The organism is Mangrovimonas sp. TPBH4, from assembly GCF_001280505.1.
Lineage (GTDB): Bacteria > Bacteroidota > Bacteroidia > Flavobacteriales > Flavobacteriaceae > Mangrovimonas_A.
Map to the genome: position 1 here is coordinate 130,924 of NZ_LBIO01000062.1, position 18,873 is coordinate 149,796.

At 39.7% G+C, this 18,873-nt stretch carries 15 protein-coding genes and 1 tRNA gene; 11 read left to right on the forward strand and 5 right to left on the reverse strand.

The features are described 5' to 3' along the window. The first annotated feature begins 14 nt into the window (after positions 1-14). Positions 15-1,097, forward strand: a complete 1,083-nt coding sequence (locus ZA05_RS16400) for an imelysin family protein (protein WP_053992776.1) — start codon at positions 15-17, stop codon at positions 1,095-1,097. A 19-nt stretch (positions 1,098-1,116) separates the two neighbouring features. Next, on the forward strand, positions 1,117-2,505 hold the full coding sequence (locus tag ZA05_RS16405; protein ID WP_053992777.1) for a di-heme oxidoredictase family protein: 1,389 nt from the start codon (positions 1,117-1,119) through the stop codon (positions 2,503-2,505). Here the strand turns inward: ZA05_RS16405 and ZA05_RS16410 are convergent. After that, on the reverse strand, positions 2,492-3,397 hold the full coding sequence (locus ZA05_RS16410; RefSeq protein ID WP_053992778.1) for a metallophosphoesterase: 906 nt from the start codon (positions 3,395-3,397) through the stop codon (positions 2,492-2,494). The genes ZA05_RS16405 and ZA05_RS16410 overlap by 14 nt on opposite strands. Before the next feature lie 60 nt (positions 3,398-3,457). Next, positions 3,458-4,636, reverse strand: a complete 1,179-nt coding sequence (locus ZA05_RS16415) for an acyl-CoA dehydrogenase family protein (protein WP_053992779.1) — start codon at positions 4,634-4,636, stop codon at positions 3,458-3,460. Positions 4,637-4,917: 281 nt separating this feature from the next. Between ZA05_RS16415 and ZA05_RS16420 the strand changes: the two genes are divergently transcribed. Next, positions 4,918-5,532 (forward strand): YceI family protein, encoded by a 615-nt coding sequence (locus tag ZA05_RS16420; protein ID WP_053992780.1) that lies wholly within the window; start codon positions 4,918-4,920, stop codon positions 5,530-5,532. Positions 5,533-5,591: 59 nt separating this feature from the next. Here ZA05_RS16420 and ZA05_RS16425 read toward each other — a convergent pair whose 3' ends face one another. From ZA05_RS16425 to ZA05_RS16435, 3 genes are all read right to left on the reverse strand, one after another. After that, positions 5,592-6,305: a tRNA1(Val) (adenine(37)-N6)-methyltransferase gene (locus tag ZA05_RS16425; protein WP_053992781.1), complete on the reverse strand. Its 714-nt coding sequence runs from the start codon at positions 6,303-6,305 to the stop codon at positions 5,592-5,594. Between the two features lie 17 nt (positions 6,306-6,322). Further along, complete coding sequence (rimM, locus tag ZA05_RS16430) at positions 6,323-6,850, reverse strand: ribosome maturation factor RimM (RefSeq protein ID WP_053992782.1); 528 nt, start codon at positions 6,848-6,850, stop codon at positions 6,323-6,325. A gap of 127 nt (positions 6,851-6,977) precedes the next feature. Continuing rightward, positions 6,978-7,502 (reverse strand): 30S ribosomal protein S16, encoded by a 525-nt coding sequence (locus ZA05_RS16435; RefSeq protein WP_053992783.1) that lies wholly within the window; start codon positions 7,500-7,502, stop codon positions 6,978-6,980. Between the two features lie 168 nt (positions 7,503-7,670). On the opposite strand from ZA05_RS16435, the gene ZA05_RS16440 reads away from it, so the two are divergent. The 8 genes from ZA05_RS16440 to ZA05_RS16470 all read left to right on the forward strand — a co-directional run bounded on the left by ZA05_RS16440 (position 7,671) and on the right by ZA05_RS16470 (position 18,667). Next, positions 7,671-8,366: a DUF6252 family protein gene (locus tag ZA05_RS16440; RefSeq protein WP_053992784.1), complete on the forward strand. Its 696-nt coding sequence runs from the start codon at positions 7,671-7,673 to the stop codon at positions 8,364-8,366. 215 nt (positions 8,367-8,581) lie between these two features. Continuing rightward, a complete protein-coding gene (dnaE, locus tag ZA05_RS16445; RefSeq protein ID WP_053992785.1) occupies positions 8,582-12,970 on the forward strand; it encodes a DNA polymerase III subunit alpha in 4,389 nt (1,462 codons plus the stop codon). 151 nt (positions 12,971-13,121) lie between these two features. Next, on the forward strand, positions 13,122-13,439 hold the full coding sequence (gene trxA, locus ZA05_RS16450; protein WP_053992786.1) for a thioredoxin: 318 nt from the start codon (positions 13,122-13,124) through the stop codon (positions 13,437-13,439). An 80-nt stretch (positions 13,440-13,519) separates the two neighbouring features. Next, positions 13,520-14,062: a ClpP family protease gene (locus ZA05_RS16455; RefSeq protein WP_197276113.1), complete on the forward strand. Its 543-nt coding sequence runs from the start codon at positions 13,520-13,522 to the stop codon at positions 14,060-14,062. An 18-nt stretch (positions 14,063-14,080) separates the two neighbouring features. Continuing rightward, a complete protein-coding gene (locus ZA05_RS16460; RefSeq protein WP_053992788.1) occupies positions 14,081-15,010 on the forward strand; it encodes a DUF58 domain-containing protein in 930 nt (309 codons plus the stop codon). A gap of 81 nt (positions 15,011-15,091) precedes the next feature. Next, positions 15,092-15,165: transfer RNA gene (locus tag ZA05_RS16465), tRNA-Asp, on the forward strand. Between the two features lie 299 nt (positions 15,166-15,464). After that, complete coding sequence (locus ZA05_RS18595; RefSeq protein ID WP_197276114.1) at positions 15,465-15,662, forward strand: Arm DNA-binding domain-containing protein; 198 nt, start codon at positions 15,465-15,467, stop codon at positions 15,660-15,662. 281 nt (positions 15,663-15,943) lie between these two features. Continuing rightward, complete coding sequence (locus ZA05_RS16470) at positions 15,944-18,667, forward strand: T9SS type B sorting domain-containing protein (protein ID WP_053992789.1); 2,724 nt, start codon at positions 15,944-15,946, stop codon at positions 18,665-18,667. The last annotated feature ends 206 nt before the right edge of the window (positions 18,668-18,873 follow it).

Sequence of the window (18,873 nt, forward strand, 5' to 3'; positions counted from 1 at the left end):
AAAATCAATAAACCATGAGTAACTCAATCAAATCAATCTTAACACTAGCATTCATGACCACTTTGTTTGTGTCATGTAGCGATAGCAATGACGATTCCAACAATGATGATGCTATCAATGAAGCGCTTAACCAAGAGGTGTTGACAAATTTATCGGTATCGGTAATTACAGAAACCTACCACAGCATGAACACCAATGCAATTGCATTAAAGGAGGCTGTAGCAAGTTTAACAATAGGAGATGAGACAGGTTTACAGGCGGTAAAAGAAGCTTGGCAAGGAACACGTGCACCTTGGGAACAATCTGAAGGATTTTTGTACGGACCGGTAGATACTGAAGGTATCGATCCAGCCATCGATTCTTGGCCAGTAGACGTTAATGCTATTAACGGAATTTTGAATAGTGGAGACCCTATTACTGAAAGTTTGTTGGAAAGCAACAATGAAGCACGTGGATTCCATACTATCGAGTACTTTGTATGGGGTATTGATGGTGACAAAGCAGCTTCTGAACTTACAGAGCGTGAGTTGGAATATTTGGTGGCTGCTACTGAAAACTTGCAATCTAAAACAGCACAATTGTACAACGGATGGATTGCTTCAGGTGGAAATTTCGCCAACAATTTCATCAACGCTGGTCAGTCTGGATCTATCTACACCTCACAAAAAGGAGCGCTTCAAGAAATCGTAGAAGGACTTTCTATCATTGCTGATGAGGTTGGAAATGGTAAAATTGAAGAGCCTTTAAACGGAAACAATGGTGGTGCAAAACCAGAAGCTGAAGAATCTCGTTTCAGCAACAATTCAAAATTGGATTTCGCAAACAACATGAGAAGTATCCAAAACGTGTATTTAGGAGATTACAACGGTGTTAGTGGTTATGGAATCACCAATATTGTAGCGGGTGAAAACAGCAGCTTGGATACGCAAATTAAAGATGCTATCGCTGATGCTGTAGAAGCTATCGAAAACATTCCTGGTACTTTTACAGAGGCTATTTATGACAGCCGTAATGCTGTTGAATTGGCGCAAGAAAAAGTATTGGAACTTCAAAATTTATTGGATAGTCAATTGTTGCCTTTTATTGGTAACCTATAATTATCAAGATTTTTTTAAAATGAGAAAGGCAAACAGGTTATTGGTAGGAGCCCTTTTAATGGGAATTGTAGTATCGTGTCAAAAAGATGACCAAGAAAGCTATGAGACGGTGAATCCGTTAACCGAAAGGACTACTGCGGGTGGAGAGACTACAGTATATCTTACCTCGAGTAATTCGTTCAGTACTCCTGCTGCTAACCTGTCTGCTTCTCAAATAGCCGATCATTTTGATGCCGATTTGGAATTCGGTGCGGTATTTGTATCGGCCCCTGCAGAAGTCAACGGTGGTGTTGGCCCTGTATTCAATAATACCTCTTGTGTTTCTTGCCATCCCAAAGATGGAAGAAGTGCATTTCCATCAAACATTAATAGTTTAAGTGGATTTTTCTTAAGAGCCAGTCTTCCTGGAACGGATGATTTGGGCGGACCTGTAGCAGTGCCTGGATTTGGAAAGCAGTTGCAAAACCAAGCCATTTACGGTTATGAACCAGAAGTACAGTTTTCGGTGGAGTTTACAAATCAAGTGGAGACTTTGGCGGATGGGACTGAAGTCATCTTAAAGAAACCCACCTATAATGTTGTTGATACCTATATTCCTTTTCCTTCGGAAGCAAATTTGTCCCCAAGATTGGCACCGCCGGTTTTTGGATTGGGCTTGCTGGAGGTAATTCCGGAATATTACATTTTGCAATATGAAGATGTCAATGACGCCGATGGTGATGGCATTTCAGGAAAGGCTAACTATGTTTACAATCACGTCACAGAATCTACAACCTTAGGTCGTTTTGGATGGAAAGCCAATACAGCTTCTATCATCGAGCAATGTGCTGGTGCTTATTTGGAGGATATGGGAATTACCACGCCTTTGTTCCCTCAAGAAACAGGCCATGACCAATCCAACGGAAATGATGGTCTTGGAGATGATCCTGAAGTCACCTATGACGTTTTGGAACAGGTGGCATTTTATTGTAAAACTTTAGGGGTTCCGGCTGCTAGAAATTTAGATCAGGAACACATTCAAAATGGTGCCAGAATTTTTGAAGACTTGAAGTGTGCCAGTTGTCATGTTCCCAAAATGATTTCTGAAGAAGCGGACATCAATGTTTTGGCAAATCAAGAGTTTTATCCTTACACGGATATGCTGTTACACGATATGGGACCTGGTTTGGCAGACAATCGCTCAGATTTTTTAGCCGATGGACAAGAGTGGAAAACACGTCCGTTATGGGGTATTGGCTTGACTCAGGTGGTGAATGGCCATACGCACTTTTTACATGATGGTAGAGCCAAGAATGTAACAGAAGCAATTTTGTGGCACGGAGGTGAAGCGGAAGCAGCCAAAAATGGTTTTAAAAACCTTTCGGCTAGTGAAAGACAAGACCTTTTGGACTTTGTCAATTCGCTTTAAACATATGGTATTCTGATAACTTTCTAGGGCCTTCCAACATTTCACGGACAATTTTCAGGGTGCCGTCATCTGTGGTAGAGGTTTCCCATTTCACTAAGGAAATTTGTCCATTTTCAATTTCTATTCCCGTAATGCATCTTGGATGCACGCAGCTTCCATCATTAAAAAACGCAATCTCATTTGGAGAGGGAAATCTTGGGCGATGGGTATGCCCAACAATAGTAATTAAATTGTTGTTCGCTTGGATCCAATCCTTGATACGGCGTTCTACCTTTATGAGTTCCTTGTAATTTATGGCAGGACTCGTTGGGTCTGCAATGCCCATAACATTTAATGGTTTCCAAAGAATTCTTACCAAAAACTGACTCCATTTCCAACAAACATAATTCCACCAATCGGCTTGATGGCCGTGGGTTAAAAACAGTTCCTGCCCCGTTTGGGAGTGTTTTAGGATGATGGCTTCATGAACTTCAATTCCTGGGAATAGTGGTTTATGGGTTCCACTTCGTTTATCGAAATAACTATAGAGTTGTTTTTTGACAAATTCGGGGTTCTTGTAGACCATATCGTGGTTGCCCCATAACATGGTAAACCTATCTTGATTGAAGTAGAGCTGTATTTGCCTGTAAACGTCCTTGTGGGCTTGGAGAACGTGGCTATAGAACAGGTTTTCCCATAAATCGTCCCCATCTCCCAATTCGCAATAATAAAAGCCTTTTGCAAAATATTGTTTTAGGGCATGAAGGTAGATATTGCGATTATTGGCAAAATCATCGGCAAAACTGTTGTCACCTCTGTGGCAGTCACTAAAAAGTATGAATTTACTACTGTCATCAAACGGAATGACCTTTGCATTTTTATACGCCCTATCTAATCTGGATTTTGAAGACATAGTATAAAGATGCAAAAAAAGCGAGTAAAAACTCGCTTTTCATAACATATTTTGAATCAATTATTTAAAGGCGTTGAGGCCAGTAAGGTCAAAACCAGTAATCAATAAGTGGATGTCGTGGGTACCTTCGTAAGTAATCACACTTTCCAAATTCATGGAATGGCGCATGATGCTGTATTCTCCGGTAATTCCCATACCTCCTAACATCTGGCGAGCTTCACGAGCGATGTTGATGGCCATATCCACATTGTTGCGTTTTGCCATAGATATTTGTGCCGAAGTCGCTTTGCCTTCATTTCTCAATACCCCTAATCGCCAAGTCAATAATTGTGCTTTGGTGATTTCGGTAATCATCTCGGCCAATTTCTTTTGTTGCAATTGGAACTGACCAATAGGTTTTCCAAATTGTATGCGTTCCTTGCTATATCTCAAAGCTGTATCGTAACAGTCCATAGCGGCTCCAATAGCTCCCCAAGCAATTCCATATCTAGCAGAATCCAAACAACCAAGTGGCGCTCCCAAACCAGATTTTCCTGGTAACAAGTTTTCCTTAGGAACTTTTACATTGTCAAATATAAGCTCTCCAGTAGCCGAGGCTCTTAAAGACCATTTGTTGTGGGTTTCCGGAGTTGAAAATCCTTCCATGCCACGTTCTACAATCAACCCATGGATACGTCCTTCTTCATTCTTGGCCCATACAACGGCAACCTGAGCAAAAGGTGCGTTGGAAATCCACATTTTGGCACCATTTAAAAGATAGTGGTCTCCCATATCCTTAAAATTGGTGACCATGCCTCCTGGGTTACTACCGTGGTCTGGTTCCGTCAAACCGAAGCAGCCCATCCATTCACCACTCGCTAATTTTGGTAAGTATTTTTGGCGTTGCTCTTCATTTCCATATTTCCAAATAGGATACATTACCAAGGAAGATTGCACAGAAGCGGTACTGCGTACCCCGGAATCTCCTCTTTCAATTTCCTGCATGATCAAACCGTACGAAATTTGATCCAATCCAGCGCCGCCATATTCTTCAGGAATATAAGGGCCAAAGGCGCCTATTTCTGCCAATCCGTTGATGATTTGTGTTGGGAATTCTGCACGTTGGGCATAGTCCTCGATAATTGGAGATACATCGCGCTTTACCCATTCACGGGCAGCATCGCGAACCAATTTGTGTTCTTCGGTTAGCAATTCGTCAAGTTGGTAATAGTCTGGTGCTTCAAATAAATCTGGTTTCATGCTATATTTTTAAAAGTGATGGAGGCCTGTTCGCCTGCCATGTCAATTATTTTTATGTTATGCCGCGCTTTTTAAGTCCGTTATTTTCAATGGCTTTTTTGAGCGGTTCACAAAAGTAGCGAAAACGTTTTCAAGATGCTAATTTAATTCGTGAAGCAGTTTGGGTATTCTCGGTGGAGTTGAAAAATGAAAAAGGATTATTCTTTCACTGAGAAGGAAAAGATATGGGCTATATTTGTTCGGAACAAATCATTTAACCAGTTATTGAATTTTAAAACAATATGAAGAAAGTAATTTATAGTGTGGCCTTGATCGGGCTGTTGGTGTCTTGTAAAAGCGAAACCAAAAAGGAAACGGAACCCATCGTTGAAGAAACCGCTCAAGAAATAGTGGAGGTTGAAAAGAAGCCAAGCATTAAAGATGTAGATTTTACATGGACGGCATTTAAAACACCGGCCAAAGCTGGGGTGAATGGTACCTTTTCTGAAATAGCTTATGGAGAATTGACAGAAGCCGACGTTTTCGAGGACAAGTTTAAAGGGCTTACCTTTAAGATGGATAAAACCACTGTGAGTACGGGAGATGCAGCTAGGGACACAACTTTAAAGAATGAATTTTTTGCGCAACTTGTGGGAGATATTTCAGGACGAATCCTTGAGGTAAAAGATGGTAAGGCGCAGTTGGAAATTAAACTGAATGACAAAACCATTAACAAGGAATTTTCATTTGTACCAGCAGCAGATGGTCAATCAGTTACCTTTGAAGGAAGTGTTGACCTGTTGGAGGACTTTGGAGCAAATACTGCTTTTGATGCTTTGCACGCTGCTTGTAATGCTTTGCACGAGGGAAAGACTTGGACGGATGTAAATCTTAAGGCTGTAGTAAGTTTACAGTAATATATTGCAGCAATAAAAAAGGAAAAGCGTTGTCATGTGTGAACAACGCTTTTTTTATGTTACATTTTCAAATAGAAATCTTTGGTAAGCGCAATATAATCTTCGGTGTATTGGTGGCGGGCTGTTTCTATGATAAGTTCTTTGGTGTCTACTTCGGTTTCATGGAATGAGAATTGAATGAGACTGCGCTTGATTTCGGTTTCTGGAGTGCCTTTTATCTGTAAAATTTTGTTTGGATACAATTGAAATTCCCTCGCCAATGCGATAAAATTATCTGTTTCAGAATACGGTATGATCACGCAAAAGATGCCAGTTTCAGCCAATAAATGCGCGGCACTTTCCAATAGGTGGCCGAACGGCATAGCATCTTCAAAACGGGCCAAGTCACGTTGAGTGTTGTCTGTTTTATAGGCATCGGAATAGAAAGGTGGGTTGGAAACGATCAAATCGTATTCGTCTTCTATTTCCTCTACAAATTCTTGCAACGAGGCATGGTAACAAAACAAACGATCTCCCCAAGGCGAATTTTCAAAATTGGCTACACATTGTTCGTAGGCATCATCATCAATCTCCAGGGCATCGATAAGTTCAGCATTGCTGCGCTGTGCCAGCATAAGGGACAAAACCCCTGTTCCAGCGCCAATATCCAAAACAGAAAAAGGGTTGGCTTCCACAGAAGCCCATGCGCCCAAAAGTACACTGTCCGTGCCTATTTTCATTGCACACTTATCTTGTTCAACGGTAAATTGCTTAAATGCAAATGGTTTGTTCATGCTGCTCTACAATTAATCTATTCCAGATACAAATCGATCAATCCTTCAGGCGTTTCCACCAAAATGGTTTTGGTATCTCTATTGACTTCTTTAATGAATTCGTCGTTCATTGGAATCAATATTTCAATACCATCTCTGTCTATTTCAAACAGTGCCTGCGCGGTACTATCGTTAATAGCTTTGATGGTGCCGATAGGTCCAAAATTGGTGTCCTCAATTGTAAACCCTATCACTTCATGAAAGTAGAATTTGTTGCCTTCCAGCTTAGGAAGAAATTCCAAAGGCAAATACAAATCACATTTCATAATACTGTCGGCATCCTGCTCAGTGTCTACCTCTTCAAATTTAATGCGAAGTAAATCCGATTTGTGCAACTGAGAGGATTCAATAAAAAATGGAACAAGGTTATTGCGCAGTTCCACAAAAACCGAGTCTAGATGGTCGTACAGTTCGGGCTCGTCGGTATCTAATTTCACCAGTACTTCGCCTTTGAAGCTGTACTTTTTAACAATCTTACCTAGATAAAAGCAATCTTTTTTTTGCATTGTAAGTGGGTTTTGCCTTAAAAATGGAATAAGTTATGTGTTCTTTGATTGAAGAGAGACAAAAGGGATGGTACAAAAAACTCCGATAGTAGCTATCGGAGTTTTAAAAGTATAAAAAATAAATTTTTTATTCTTCTTCGTTAGCAGTTTCTTCTGCTGTTTCAGCGTTTGCAGCTTCTTCAGCAGCTTTAGCTTCTGCCTCAGCTTCAGCAGCCGCAGCAGCTCTAGCATCGTTTACAGCTTTTTCCGCTTCCAATGCTTTTGCCTTAGCATCCGCATCAGCTTTTGCTAAAGTGTCTTTTTTAGCATCTACTTTTCCACTCTTCTCTTCCAACCAAGCATTGAATTTAGCTTCAGCTTGCTCTTCTGTTAAAGCTCCTTTTCTTACTCCACCAGCCAAATGGTTTTTAAGTAAAGCTCCTTTGTAAGACAAAATAGCTCTAGCCGTATCAGTAGGTTGTGCACCATTCTGAAGCCATTTTACAGCACCATCAACATCCAAATCAATAGTAGCTGGGTTAGAAGTTGGATTGTAAGTTCCTAATTTTTCTAAGAATTTACCATCTCTTTTTGCTCTTGCATCTGCTGCAACGATCCAGTAAAAAGGTTTTCCTTTTTTACCGTGTCTTTGTAATCTGATTTTAACTGACATATCAATTAATTAGTGAGGTTCTCGACCTCGGTTATTAATAAGTGCGCAAAGATACTACAATTTTATTTAATTGCATAAATTTTTTAGAAATCGGCATTAATTGAAATTTTATTATACTTTTGGGTTTTTCAAAACGTTATTTTAATTTGTGTCCGAAATAAAAGCCCTATGGATAAGATAAAATATATAGCATTATTTACGTTAGCCCTATTTACGGTCTTTGGCTGTGGTGATGACTTAGAATTCAATACTCCCGCTTTATTGGGGAAGAAAGATGGAGAGCTGTGGAGAGCCAAGTTTTATGCTGCAGATATTGATGCAGGAGGCTTAGTGGTTGAAGGAGGCAATAGCTATGAAACCCTTTCTCTAGTGACTACTTTGGATAATGTTGGGACCTATTATTTGGGTGGAGAGCACCAAAGTGAAGCAAGATTTAAGGATGCCTTCGGTGTGACTTATTCAACATTGAATGCGCCAGACCCAAGTTTACAGGTGTATCCAGCCGATGGAGAAATTGAAATTGTAGACTTTGATAATTCTACGAACACTGTTACTGGAACCTTCAAGTTTAATGCTTTTTCTGCCGATGGTAAAAAGAGTGTGAATTTTATTCAAGGTGAATTTTACCGCGTACCACTTACTGGTGGACTCTTGGTTATTGGGGGAGGTACAAGTTGCCAGCAAGCGCAACAAGCTACGGCAGAAGCTGCAGCTGCCTTTGCAGAGGCAAGTAGTGAATCTGCAGAATATGCAGAATTGTGTAATGCGTACAAAGATGCCTTAGCGGTACAAATTAACTCTTGTGGCGATACCTCTGGAGTATTACAGGCGGCAATAGATGCCTTGGGAGACTGCAATCCATAATAAAACTCAAAAATATCATATAAAAGCGCTCATAATAAGGGCGCTTTTTTTGTTTACAACTCTTTATAACTTTGGCTTTGTTACGTTTTATTTATGCGTATTTTTAAAGACTTTTCAATAGTTATTAACTTGTTTTGTAAGGTGTTGATTTGCATGAGGATGCCTTTCTTTGAAGCGGAAACTATTGCCATTACTGGAATTACAACAGGAGATTTATGTACTTAATTTTTGATACCGAAACAACTGGTTTGCCCAAGCGTTGGGATGCCCCTATTTCAGATACCGATAACTGGCCAAGAGCGATACAGATTGCATGGCAGTTACATGATGAATTGGGACGCTGTGTAGAGCATCAGGATTTTTTGATTCAGCCAGAGGGGTTCAACATTCCATATGATGCTGAAAAAGTCCATGGTATTTCTACAGAGTTGGCTCAGGAGCAGGGGGTGACCTTAAGTGAGGTGTTGGAAAAATTCAATGCTGCCTTGTCTAAAACGAAGTTTGTGGTTGGGCAGAATGTTGGCTTTGATGTCAATATCATGGGGGCTGAGTTCTTTCGCGAAGGTGTTGATAATGTTCTTCAGGAATTACACGTATTGGATACCTGTACAGAGCATACGGCTCAATTGTGTCAGATTCCTGGAGGACGTGGTGGTAAATTTAAATTACCTACTTTAACAGAATTACATCAATACCTGTTTAACCAGCCATTCGCGGAAGCACATAACGCCACTGCCGATGTGGAGGCAACTACGCGTTGTTTCTTTGAATTGGTGCGTCGTCAAGAATATACCTTAGAGGCGCTAGATGTTGAGTCGGGGTATTTCAATAAATTTAGTGAGGCCAATCCATGTGAAATCCAATTAATTGGTTTAAAGCACATCAACCTGAAAAAGGCGAGTGATGCCATAAGAAAGCGCCTTGAAAAGCAACAGGCACCTGATATTTCTGATGCAGAAATTCAGCAAAACATATCCGATCTTGAGGACGCCAATTTTGCACATCTGCATAACCATTCCCAATTCTCTGTATTGCAGTCTACTATTAGCATTCCTGATTTGGTAGCTGCTGCGGCAAAGAATAATATGCCTGGTGTGGCCATGACAGATCATGCCAATATGATGGGGGCCTTTCATTTTGTTCGTGCGGTGTTGAATCACAACAAGGGTGTTAAGGCTAAAAATGAAGAAGCTATTGCGGCAGGAGGTGAAGCCAAATTAAAGGAAATCAAACCTATTGTGGGGTGTGAGTTCTTTGTTTGTGAAGATCGATTGGATAAAAGTCGTAAGGACAACGGATATCAAATTGTGATGCTGGCTAAGAATAAAAACGGGTATCATAATTTGGCCAAATTGTCTTCCATTGCCTTTACTGAAGGGTTCTATTATGTGCCAAGGATTGATAAGGAAATCATCAAACAATACAAGGAAGATGTGATTGTCTTGACGGGGAACCTTTATGGAGAAGTGCCGAGTAAGGTTTTGAACGTGGGAGAAAATCAGGCGGAGGAAGCCTTGTTGTGGTGGAAGGAGATGTTCCAGGATGATCTGTATATAGAGCTCATGCGCCACAATCAAGAAGATGAAAATCGAGTGAATCCTGTGTTGATTGATTTGGCAAAGAAACATGATGTCAAGGTAATCGCTACGAACAATACTTATTATGTAGATCAGAAAGATGCCAATGCACACGATATTTTGTTGTGTGTGAAGGATGGGGAGAAACAAAGTACACCAATTGGTAGAGGACGCGGATATCGCTACGGATTGCCAAACCAAGAATATTATTTTAAGTCGGCCGATGCCATGAAATCCTTGTTTAAGGATGTGCCAGAGGCCATTTCCAATATTCAGGAAATTTTAGATAAGGTAGAGCCTTTTGAGTTGGCACGTGATGTCCTCCTGCCTAAGTTTGATATTCCTGAGCAATTTCAGCATGAAGACGATTTAAAAGATGGAGGTAAACGCGGGGAGAATGCCTATTTAAAGCATTTGACCTACGAGGGGGCTAAACGACGCTATGAAGAAATTACGCCTTCCATTGCCGAACGTTTGGATTTTGAGCTGGACGTTATCGAAAAGACAGGGTATCCCGGTTATTTCTTGATTGTGGAGGATTTCATTCGGGAAGCCCGTAACATGGATGTATCGGTAGGGCCGGGTCGTGGATCGGCAGCGGGGTCTGCCGTGGCCTATTGTTTGGGAATTACCAACATCGACCCTATCAAGTACGATTTGCTTTTTGAGAGATTCTTGAATCCGGATCGTGTGAGTATGCCCGATATTGATATCGATTTTGATGATGAAGGGAGAAGCCGTGTTATGGATTATGTTATCGGTAAGTACGGTAGTAATCAGGTAGCACAGATTATCACCTATGGAACCATGGCGGCCAAATCATCCATTCGTGATACAGCGAGGGTTTTGGATTTGCCCTTGTTTGAGGCCGATAGGATTGCCAAATTGATTCCGAACATGACCAAACTAAACAAGATTTTTGGTTTGGATGAAAAGGGATTGAAGGCAAAATTCAAATCCGAAGAAATAGAATTGATACAGGAGCTTTTCAATATTTCGGAAGGGGCAGGTTTGGAGTCGGAGACTGTAAACATGGCCAGGGTTTTGGAAGGTTCTGTTCGAAATACAGGAATCCACGCCTGTGGGGTCATCATTACTCCGGATGATATTACCAAGTTCGTACCGGTATCCTTGGCCAAGGATTCCGATTTGTATGTGACGCAGTTTGACAACTCGGTAGTAGAATCGGCAGGTCTACTAAAGATGGATTTCTTGGGGTTGAAAACATTGACCCTAATTAAGGATACGGTTAAGATTGTAAAGGCGAAACATGGCATTGAGTTAGATCCGGAGAATTTCCCGCTGGATGATCAAATGACCTACGAGCTGTTCCAACGTGGTGAAACAGTTGGAGTGTTCCAATATGAATCCCCTGGGATGCAAAAACACATGCAGTCCTTAAAGCCTACTGTGTTTGATGACCTTATTGCCATGAACGCATTGTACCGTCCTGGACCAATGGAATACATCCCAGACTTTATTGCCCGTAAGCATGGAGATCAGGAAATTGTTTATGATTTACCGGCCATGGAGGAATACCTTAAGGAAACCTACGGGATTACGGTATATCAGGAGCAGGTAATGTTGTTGTCGCAAAAATTGGCCAATTTCTCCAAGGGTGACGCCGATATGCTGCGTAAGGCGATGGGTAAAAAAATCTTTGCCTTACTGGAAAAGTTAAAGCCTCAGTTCTTGGATGGAGGGGAAGCCAATGGGCATCCGCGTAAGGTTTTGGAAAAAATTTGGAAGGATTGGGAGGCATTTGCCAGTTACGCCTTCAACAAATCTCACTCTACCTGTTATGCTTGGATTGCTTATCAAACAGCATACTTAAAGGCGCATTACCCTGCAGAATATATGGCGGCAGTGCTTTCCAATAACATGAACGACATCAAACAGGTGACCTTCTTCATGGAAGAGTGTAAGCGCATGAAGCTAAATGTGCTCGGACCAGATGTGAATGAATCCTTTTATAAATTCTCTGTAAACGATCAAAATGCCGTGCGTTTTGGTATGGGAGCGATAAAAGGAGTGGGTCATGGTGCCGTAAAAACTATTGTAGATAATAGAAAGAAAGACGGTTTCTACAAGTCTATTTTCGATTTGGCCAAGCGTATCGATTTAAGAGCGGCCAACAAGAAGGCCTTTGAAAACTTGGCCTTGGCCGGTGGGTTCGATTGTTTTTCTGGAACCCATCGTGCCCAATATTTCCATGACGAAGGTGATGGCATCACTTTCTTGGAAAAGGCCATAAAATATGGAAACAAACATCAGGAAAACGAGAATTCTGCACAGGTAAGTCTCTTTGGGGAAGCTAGTGACGTGCAGATTGATGAACCTGTTGTGCCACCTTGCGAGACATGGGGGACTATGGAGAAACTGGCGAGGGAGAAAGAAGTGGTGGGAATTTACATTTCTGGACACCCCTTGGATGATTTCAAAATAGAAATGAAGACCTTCTGCAATGCTACCTTGGCGGCTTTAACACAGATAGACCAGTTTGTGAATCGGGAATTGACAGTTGGAGGGGTGGTTACCGATGTGCAGCACCGGGTGAGTAAGCAGGGGAAAGGTTGGGCCATGTTCACCATGGACGATTATAATAACAGTGTGGAGTTTAGGATATTTGGGGAAGAATACTTGAAATTCCGTCACTTTTTGGTGCAGAACTCTTTTGTGTATGTAAAAGTATTTATTCGAGAAGGGTGGATCATCAATAAGGATACGGGACAGCGCGGTGAACCTAGAATGCAGTTCAATTATTTCCAGTTGCTGCATGATGTTATGGAAACCTACGCAAGAAAGTTGTCCATTCAGCTGAATATTGCAGATCTAGGCGATGAGAAAATAGAGGTGCTTAAGGAGTTGATAGGGATGCATACAGGTGAAAAGGCCTTGAACTTTACAATATATGATAATGAGGATCAAATTAAGCTGGATATGATAAGCCGTAGACAAAAGGTGCGCATTTCGCAAGAACTGCTCAAGCAATTGGAACGTCAAGATATCCTTTACAAGCTGAATTAGGTTTTTGTAGGCTATGTCAAATTAGCATAATAAGCTGAAACAATGTGCATATAATCAAAACATATTGTCAGGATGTAAGCTTTGGCAAATTTTTTGACTAAGTTTGCATATTAATAGAAACAGAAGTAAAACACAATTTAAATTATAGATTATGGCATTAGAGATAACAGATGCAACGTTTGAAGAAACCGTTTTGAATAGTGACAAACCGGTTATGGTAGATTTTTGGGCGGCATGGTGTGGTCCTTGTAGAATGGTGGCACCAATCATTGACGAAATTAGCAAAGAATACGAAGGTAAAGCTATTATTGGTAAAGTTGATGTTGATGCCAATCAGGAATTTGCTGCGAAATATGGAGTACGTAACATTCCAACGGTATTGGTATTCCAAAACGGTGAAGTTGTAGGTCGTCAAGTTGGTGTGGCACAAAAGAGTGCTTATACAGAGGCTATCGATTCTCTATTATAAAAAATACTTTCCAAAAGAAATGTGAAAGGTTTGCTGTGTTCAGCAAACCTTTTTTTATTTTTAGGAAAAAATGATACATCATGAGTAAACAGCCAAAAGTACAAGACCTTATAGATAGTAAATTGTTGGATCAGCGCAAAGTGTTTCTTTGGGGGCAGGTAGATGATAAGTCGGCCAAGCATGTTATTGACCGCCTGTTGTATTTGGATGCTTTAGAGGTCAAGGACATTCAATTATATATTAATAGTCCAGGAGGCTATGTTACTTCGGGTTTTGCCATCTATGACTGCATTAAATCACTCAATAGCGATGTCTCTACCATTTGCACAGGATTGGCGGCTTCTATGGGCTCTATTTTGCTTTCTGTGGGGAAAAAGGGCAAGCGTTTTATTCAACCTCATGCCAGAGTGATGATTCACCAGCCAAGTGGTGGTGCTAGGGGGCCAGCAAGTGATATTGAGATAACAGCTCTGGAAATTATTAAAACCAAAGAATTGAGCGCCCAGATTTTGGCCGATAACTGTGGTCAGGACTTTGATAAGGTGATGAAGGACTTTAATCGTGACCATTGGATGGGAGCAGAGGAATCGGTGGCATATGGCATTGTGGATGCTATTATATAAATGAGTGTTTTTATTTGAATGGATTTACAACAGGAGCTAAATAAAACAGGCGGATTCAAAAATCTAGAACTTTTAGCCAAACAGGTGGTGGAAGGGTTTATTGCGGGTATGCATAAAAGTCCCTTTCATGGGTTTTCGGCTGAGTTTGCCGAACATAAAATCTATAATCGAGGGGAGAGTACAAAACATATCGATTGGAAACTATTTGCCAAAACCGATAAGCTCTTTACCAAGCGTTATGATGAAGAAACCAATTTGCGCTGCCATTTGATTATAGATAACAGTAGTTCGATGCATTATCCAGAGATGCGCCACTTTTCCATAGAGCATTTAAATAAGATTGCCTTTTCGGCTTTGGCGTCGGCTTCCTTGATGCATATTTTAAAGAAACAACGCGATGCTGTAGGTTTAAGTATCTATAGTGATGCTTACGACTATTATGCGCCAGAAAAGGGCAGTGAGCGCCACCACCAGATGCTTTTGCATAAATTAAGCGATATGGTGCTCTCAAAACCGGTACAGAGACAAACGGAGACCTATACCTATTTACATCAAATTGCTGAAAAGATCCATAGGCGATCCCTGATTTTCTTCTTTACGGATATGTTTCAGACTTCTACCAATGAAGCAAAGTTGTTTGAAGCCTTAAGACATTTAAAGTACAATAAGCATGAAGTGGTGCTATTTCATGTGTTCGATAAAGAGAAGGAACTAGAATTTGATTTTGACAATACCCCGAAAAGATTCATTGATGTGGAAACCGGGGAGTACATAAATCTATATCCGGATACCATTAAGGAGAATTATGAGGCGGCTGTTGGAACTTATTTTAATGAGCTTCGATTAAAATGTGGACAATACGGAATAAAATATGTAGAAGCAGACATAAATAAAGATTTTGATAAAGTACTGACAACGTATATGATAGAGCGGCATAGGTTTTTGTAGCGAAATTTTTTTTAATTTTTCTTTGAAAAATGTTTGTGCAATTGAAAAAGGGTTGTATATTTGCAACCGCAATAACGCAACGGTTTGGTAGTTCAGTTGGTTAGAATACCTGCCTGTCACGCAGGGGGTCGCGGGTTCGAGTCCCGTCCAGACCGCAAGATTACCTTAAAAGCTCCGAGAAATTGGAGCTTTTTTTTGGCCTAAAGTTTAGTTGTGTTGTTCCCAGGCAATCTGGGAGTTGTGAGCCTCCCCAACAGGAGACTTGCCAATGAGAAGCTTTCCTTTTTTCTTAATTGAAGATTGGGATGCTTTTTTGTTTTAGGGGTGTTTGTAGTTCTTCAATAAAGCCAACTTATCAAGTTTTTTTCTCATAGGGTGTGCCATTTTCTTCTCGGGTGTACCTCCAAATAATCATTAAAAGCAATCAATAACAATAAAAATAAACATTACATTTTTGCGGTATAAAGCAAAGAAGAATTCCAAAGGTAAATGCCCTGTTAGATGTAGAATTACATTTAATAGGACTAGAAAGGAGTTATCTACTGGAATTTCCATAAATCTCAAACATTGGAGCGGTAGGCAACAGACTGTAGAGCCGCCTGAGCAATCATGTGTCCATAAAGATCTTAGAAAACACTTTGTTGCTTTATAATAATTTGCCTATGGATATTGTGTCAAAGCTGTTGGGACATGCTAAAATCCAGACTACACAGGACCACTATGGAGAGATAATTCAGGAAAGGTTAAGTAATGAAATAGATAGAATAAACAGTGGGTAGTTAGCCCCTTGTTTTATTTGGCGTTGTAATTATTAGGATTGTAATGGGTTAAGAAATTAAGGAGCTTAGGCCTTTAAACAGGCTTAAAATTAAAAATCACTAAATTTGTTTAAGCTCAAAATTGTTGGCCTGGATAATAATATGCCTTGTAATTATGAAAGGTTCTTACAATTTTGACCTGATATTAATTCTTGTTCTATTTCTAGGATTTGTTCCTGCCTTTGCTCAGTTGGAAAACAACATTTGGTACTTTGGTGAAAATGCAGGTGTTAACTTCAACAATTCTTCTCCAACTGCCCTTTCAAATGGTCAACTAAGTACTGTTGAAGGCTGCGCTTCAATTAGCAATTCTAGCGGTGAGTTATTGTTTTATACTGATGGCATAACTGTTTGGAACAGGAATCATCAGATTATGCTCAATGGAACAGGATTAAATGGACATTCTTCAAGTGCAAATTCCGCTGTTATAGTTCCCAAACCCTGCTCTTCAAATGTTTATTACATATTTACTACAGATGCCGAAGAGAGTGAATCTCAAAGTGGATTCCAGTATTCCGAAGTAAACATGGCTTTAGGAAATGGACTTGGCGGGATAACCGGAATTAAAAATGTGTCATTGAATACATCAAATTCAGAGAGTATTGCTGTTGTTGGTAATTATGATGAAAATATATTTTGGGTCGTTACAGCGGATTCAGATCATTTCTTAGCATTTCAGATATCTAATTCAGGAGTGAATGAAACACCGGTGCAGAGTGATCTTGGCGGGAATATTGCTTTATCTACCGCGTTTACAACGAAATTTTCTGCATCAGGGGCTAGGTTGGTATCATGTATTGGTTACCAAATACTAATTTGTGATTTTAATAATATTACGGGTGAGGTGTCTAGCCCTTTGGTAGTGGATTTTTCAGGCTATGGCCTTGAGTTTTCCCCCAATGAAAATTTAATTTATGTCTCATACAATCCGTGGATTTGGTTTTCTGAAGTTTATCAATTTGATATTACATTGGAAAATGGTAATGAGATCCTAGAATCAGGGACATTGATAAATGGCGGTAATCAAGAAAGTTATAGTACAGGAGCTCTACAAATAGGACCAGATGGGAAAATATACGTGTCCATAGTTGATAGTCCATATTTAGCAGTTATTAATAATCCTAATATTGCTGGGTTAGGGTGTGATTTTCAGAGCCAAGGAATTTATCTGAATGGTGCAAATTGTCAGGCTGGGCTCCCAATGAAAGTGCCTACAAATTTTGGAGGATGTCTTAGTATTATATCAGAAGACATATGTTTTGGTAATGCTGCAAACTTTTCCCTTGAGGGGGATTTGGAATCTATTGAAAGTGTTATGTGGGATTTTGGGGATCCGGAGTCTGGTACAGATAACTTTTCTTCCAATTTTGAAACCGTACATAATTATTCTAATCCTGGGGTGTATGAGGTTTCAGCTACGGTAGAAGGGAGTTTTGGTATAGTTAGCTTACTAACTAATGTTACAGTTTATGAAATGCCTTTAATTAATCCAAGTGTAGATTTCTACCAATGTGATTTTAATTTGAATGGTTTTACGGTATTTAATTTAAATGAAGTTTTAGGGGAAATATTGGCTAATTTTAATGGGGAGTCTGTATCATTCTATACTTCGGAAGAAAATGCCCTCAATGAAATTAATGAGATTATGGAGCCTAATGCCTACTGGAATGAAAGTGAGGGGCAGGATATCGTATGGGTCAGGGTGGAAAATGTATTTGGATGTTTTGATATTGCCCAAGTAAATCTATTTGTTTCTATATCGCAGATTCCAGATGATTTTGTTAGGAACGTTTTTGCCTGTGATTTGTTGGATGGCGTTGATGGCGATGGAATTTCAATTTTTGATTTAAGTGATGTAAATCAGGAAATTCAGGATATGTTTGCTATGGAAGAAGATTTAGTTGTTTCCTATTTTAGAAATGAAATGGATGCTCTTTTGGAAATCAATGAAATATTGGATATTGAGAACTATACCAATGAAGGTTATCCATATGAGCAGCAATTATATGTCAGGGTAGAAAGCAATACAGATAACGATTGTATAGGTTTTGGGGGGCATTTAAATTTATATGTAGTGTCACCTCCAGAATTTACTGTTGTATCTCCTGTTTATTTGTGTGATTCGGAAGTATTACAAGGAGTTTTGTTGGAACCTATTGAAAATTTACCCTCTCAAAATTACCTGTATTTTTGGGAATCAGAAGATGGTTCTTTTCTTTCTAACGATGTTGCACTTAATGTTTCCACACCTGGTACTTATTATATTACTCTTGCTTATTCCAATTCATTGCAGTGTGCCATAACCAAATCAATAGAAGTGAATTTGTCAGGGTTGGCTTCAATTGATATAGAGGATGTATTGGTTGTTGAGCTCTCTGGAAATAATTCCTTAACCGTTGAGAATATTAATGATTTAGGCCTTGGAGAATATGAATTTTCACTGGATTATTTAGATGGTCCTTATCAAGACGAACCATATTTTGAGCAGATTGGACCTGGAACTCATATCCTGTATGTAAGAGATAAAAATGGTTGTGGTATTGTTTCTTTAGTAATTGAGTTTATGTCCTTTCCTAAGTTTTTTACTCCTAATAATGATGGTTTTAATGATACTTGGAATATTAGAGGATTGCCTAGAAATTTAACAAATGGTTCTACCGTATATATTTATAATCGCTACGGTAAACTAATTGAAAAGTTTTATCCAAAAGAAGAGTCTTGGGATGGCAAATTAAACGGGGAAGTATTGCCTTCTTCTGATTATTGGTTTGTTGCTGAAATGATGGATAATGAGGGAAATATAAAAAAGTATAGAGGGCACTTTAGTTTAGTGAGGTAATAGGGGTTTGAAATATTTTAGTTCTACAGGAGTTAGATACCCCCCCCTGTATTATTATAATAATTCCATAGTGATAATGACTTTGCATTTAGAATTATTATGGAAAGTTGCATCTCTATAAAAGTGAGTGTCGCAATTTTGAGACACTTTTCGGGATAGTGTCTCCATGTATGTCAGGTGTTAAGCAGTTTCCTTCTTATAGTGAA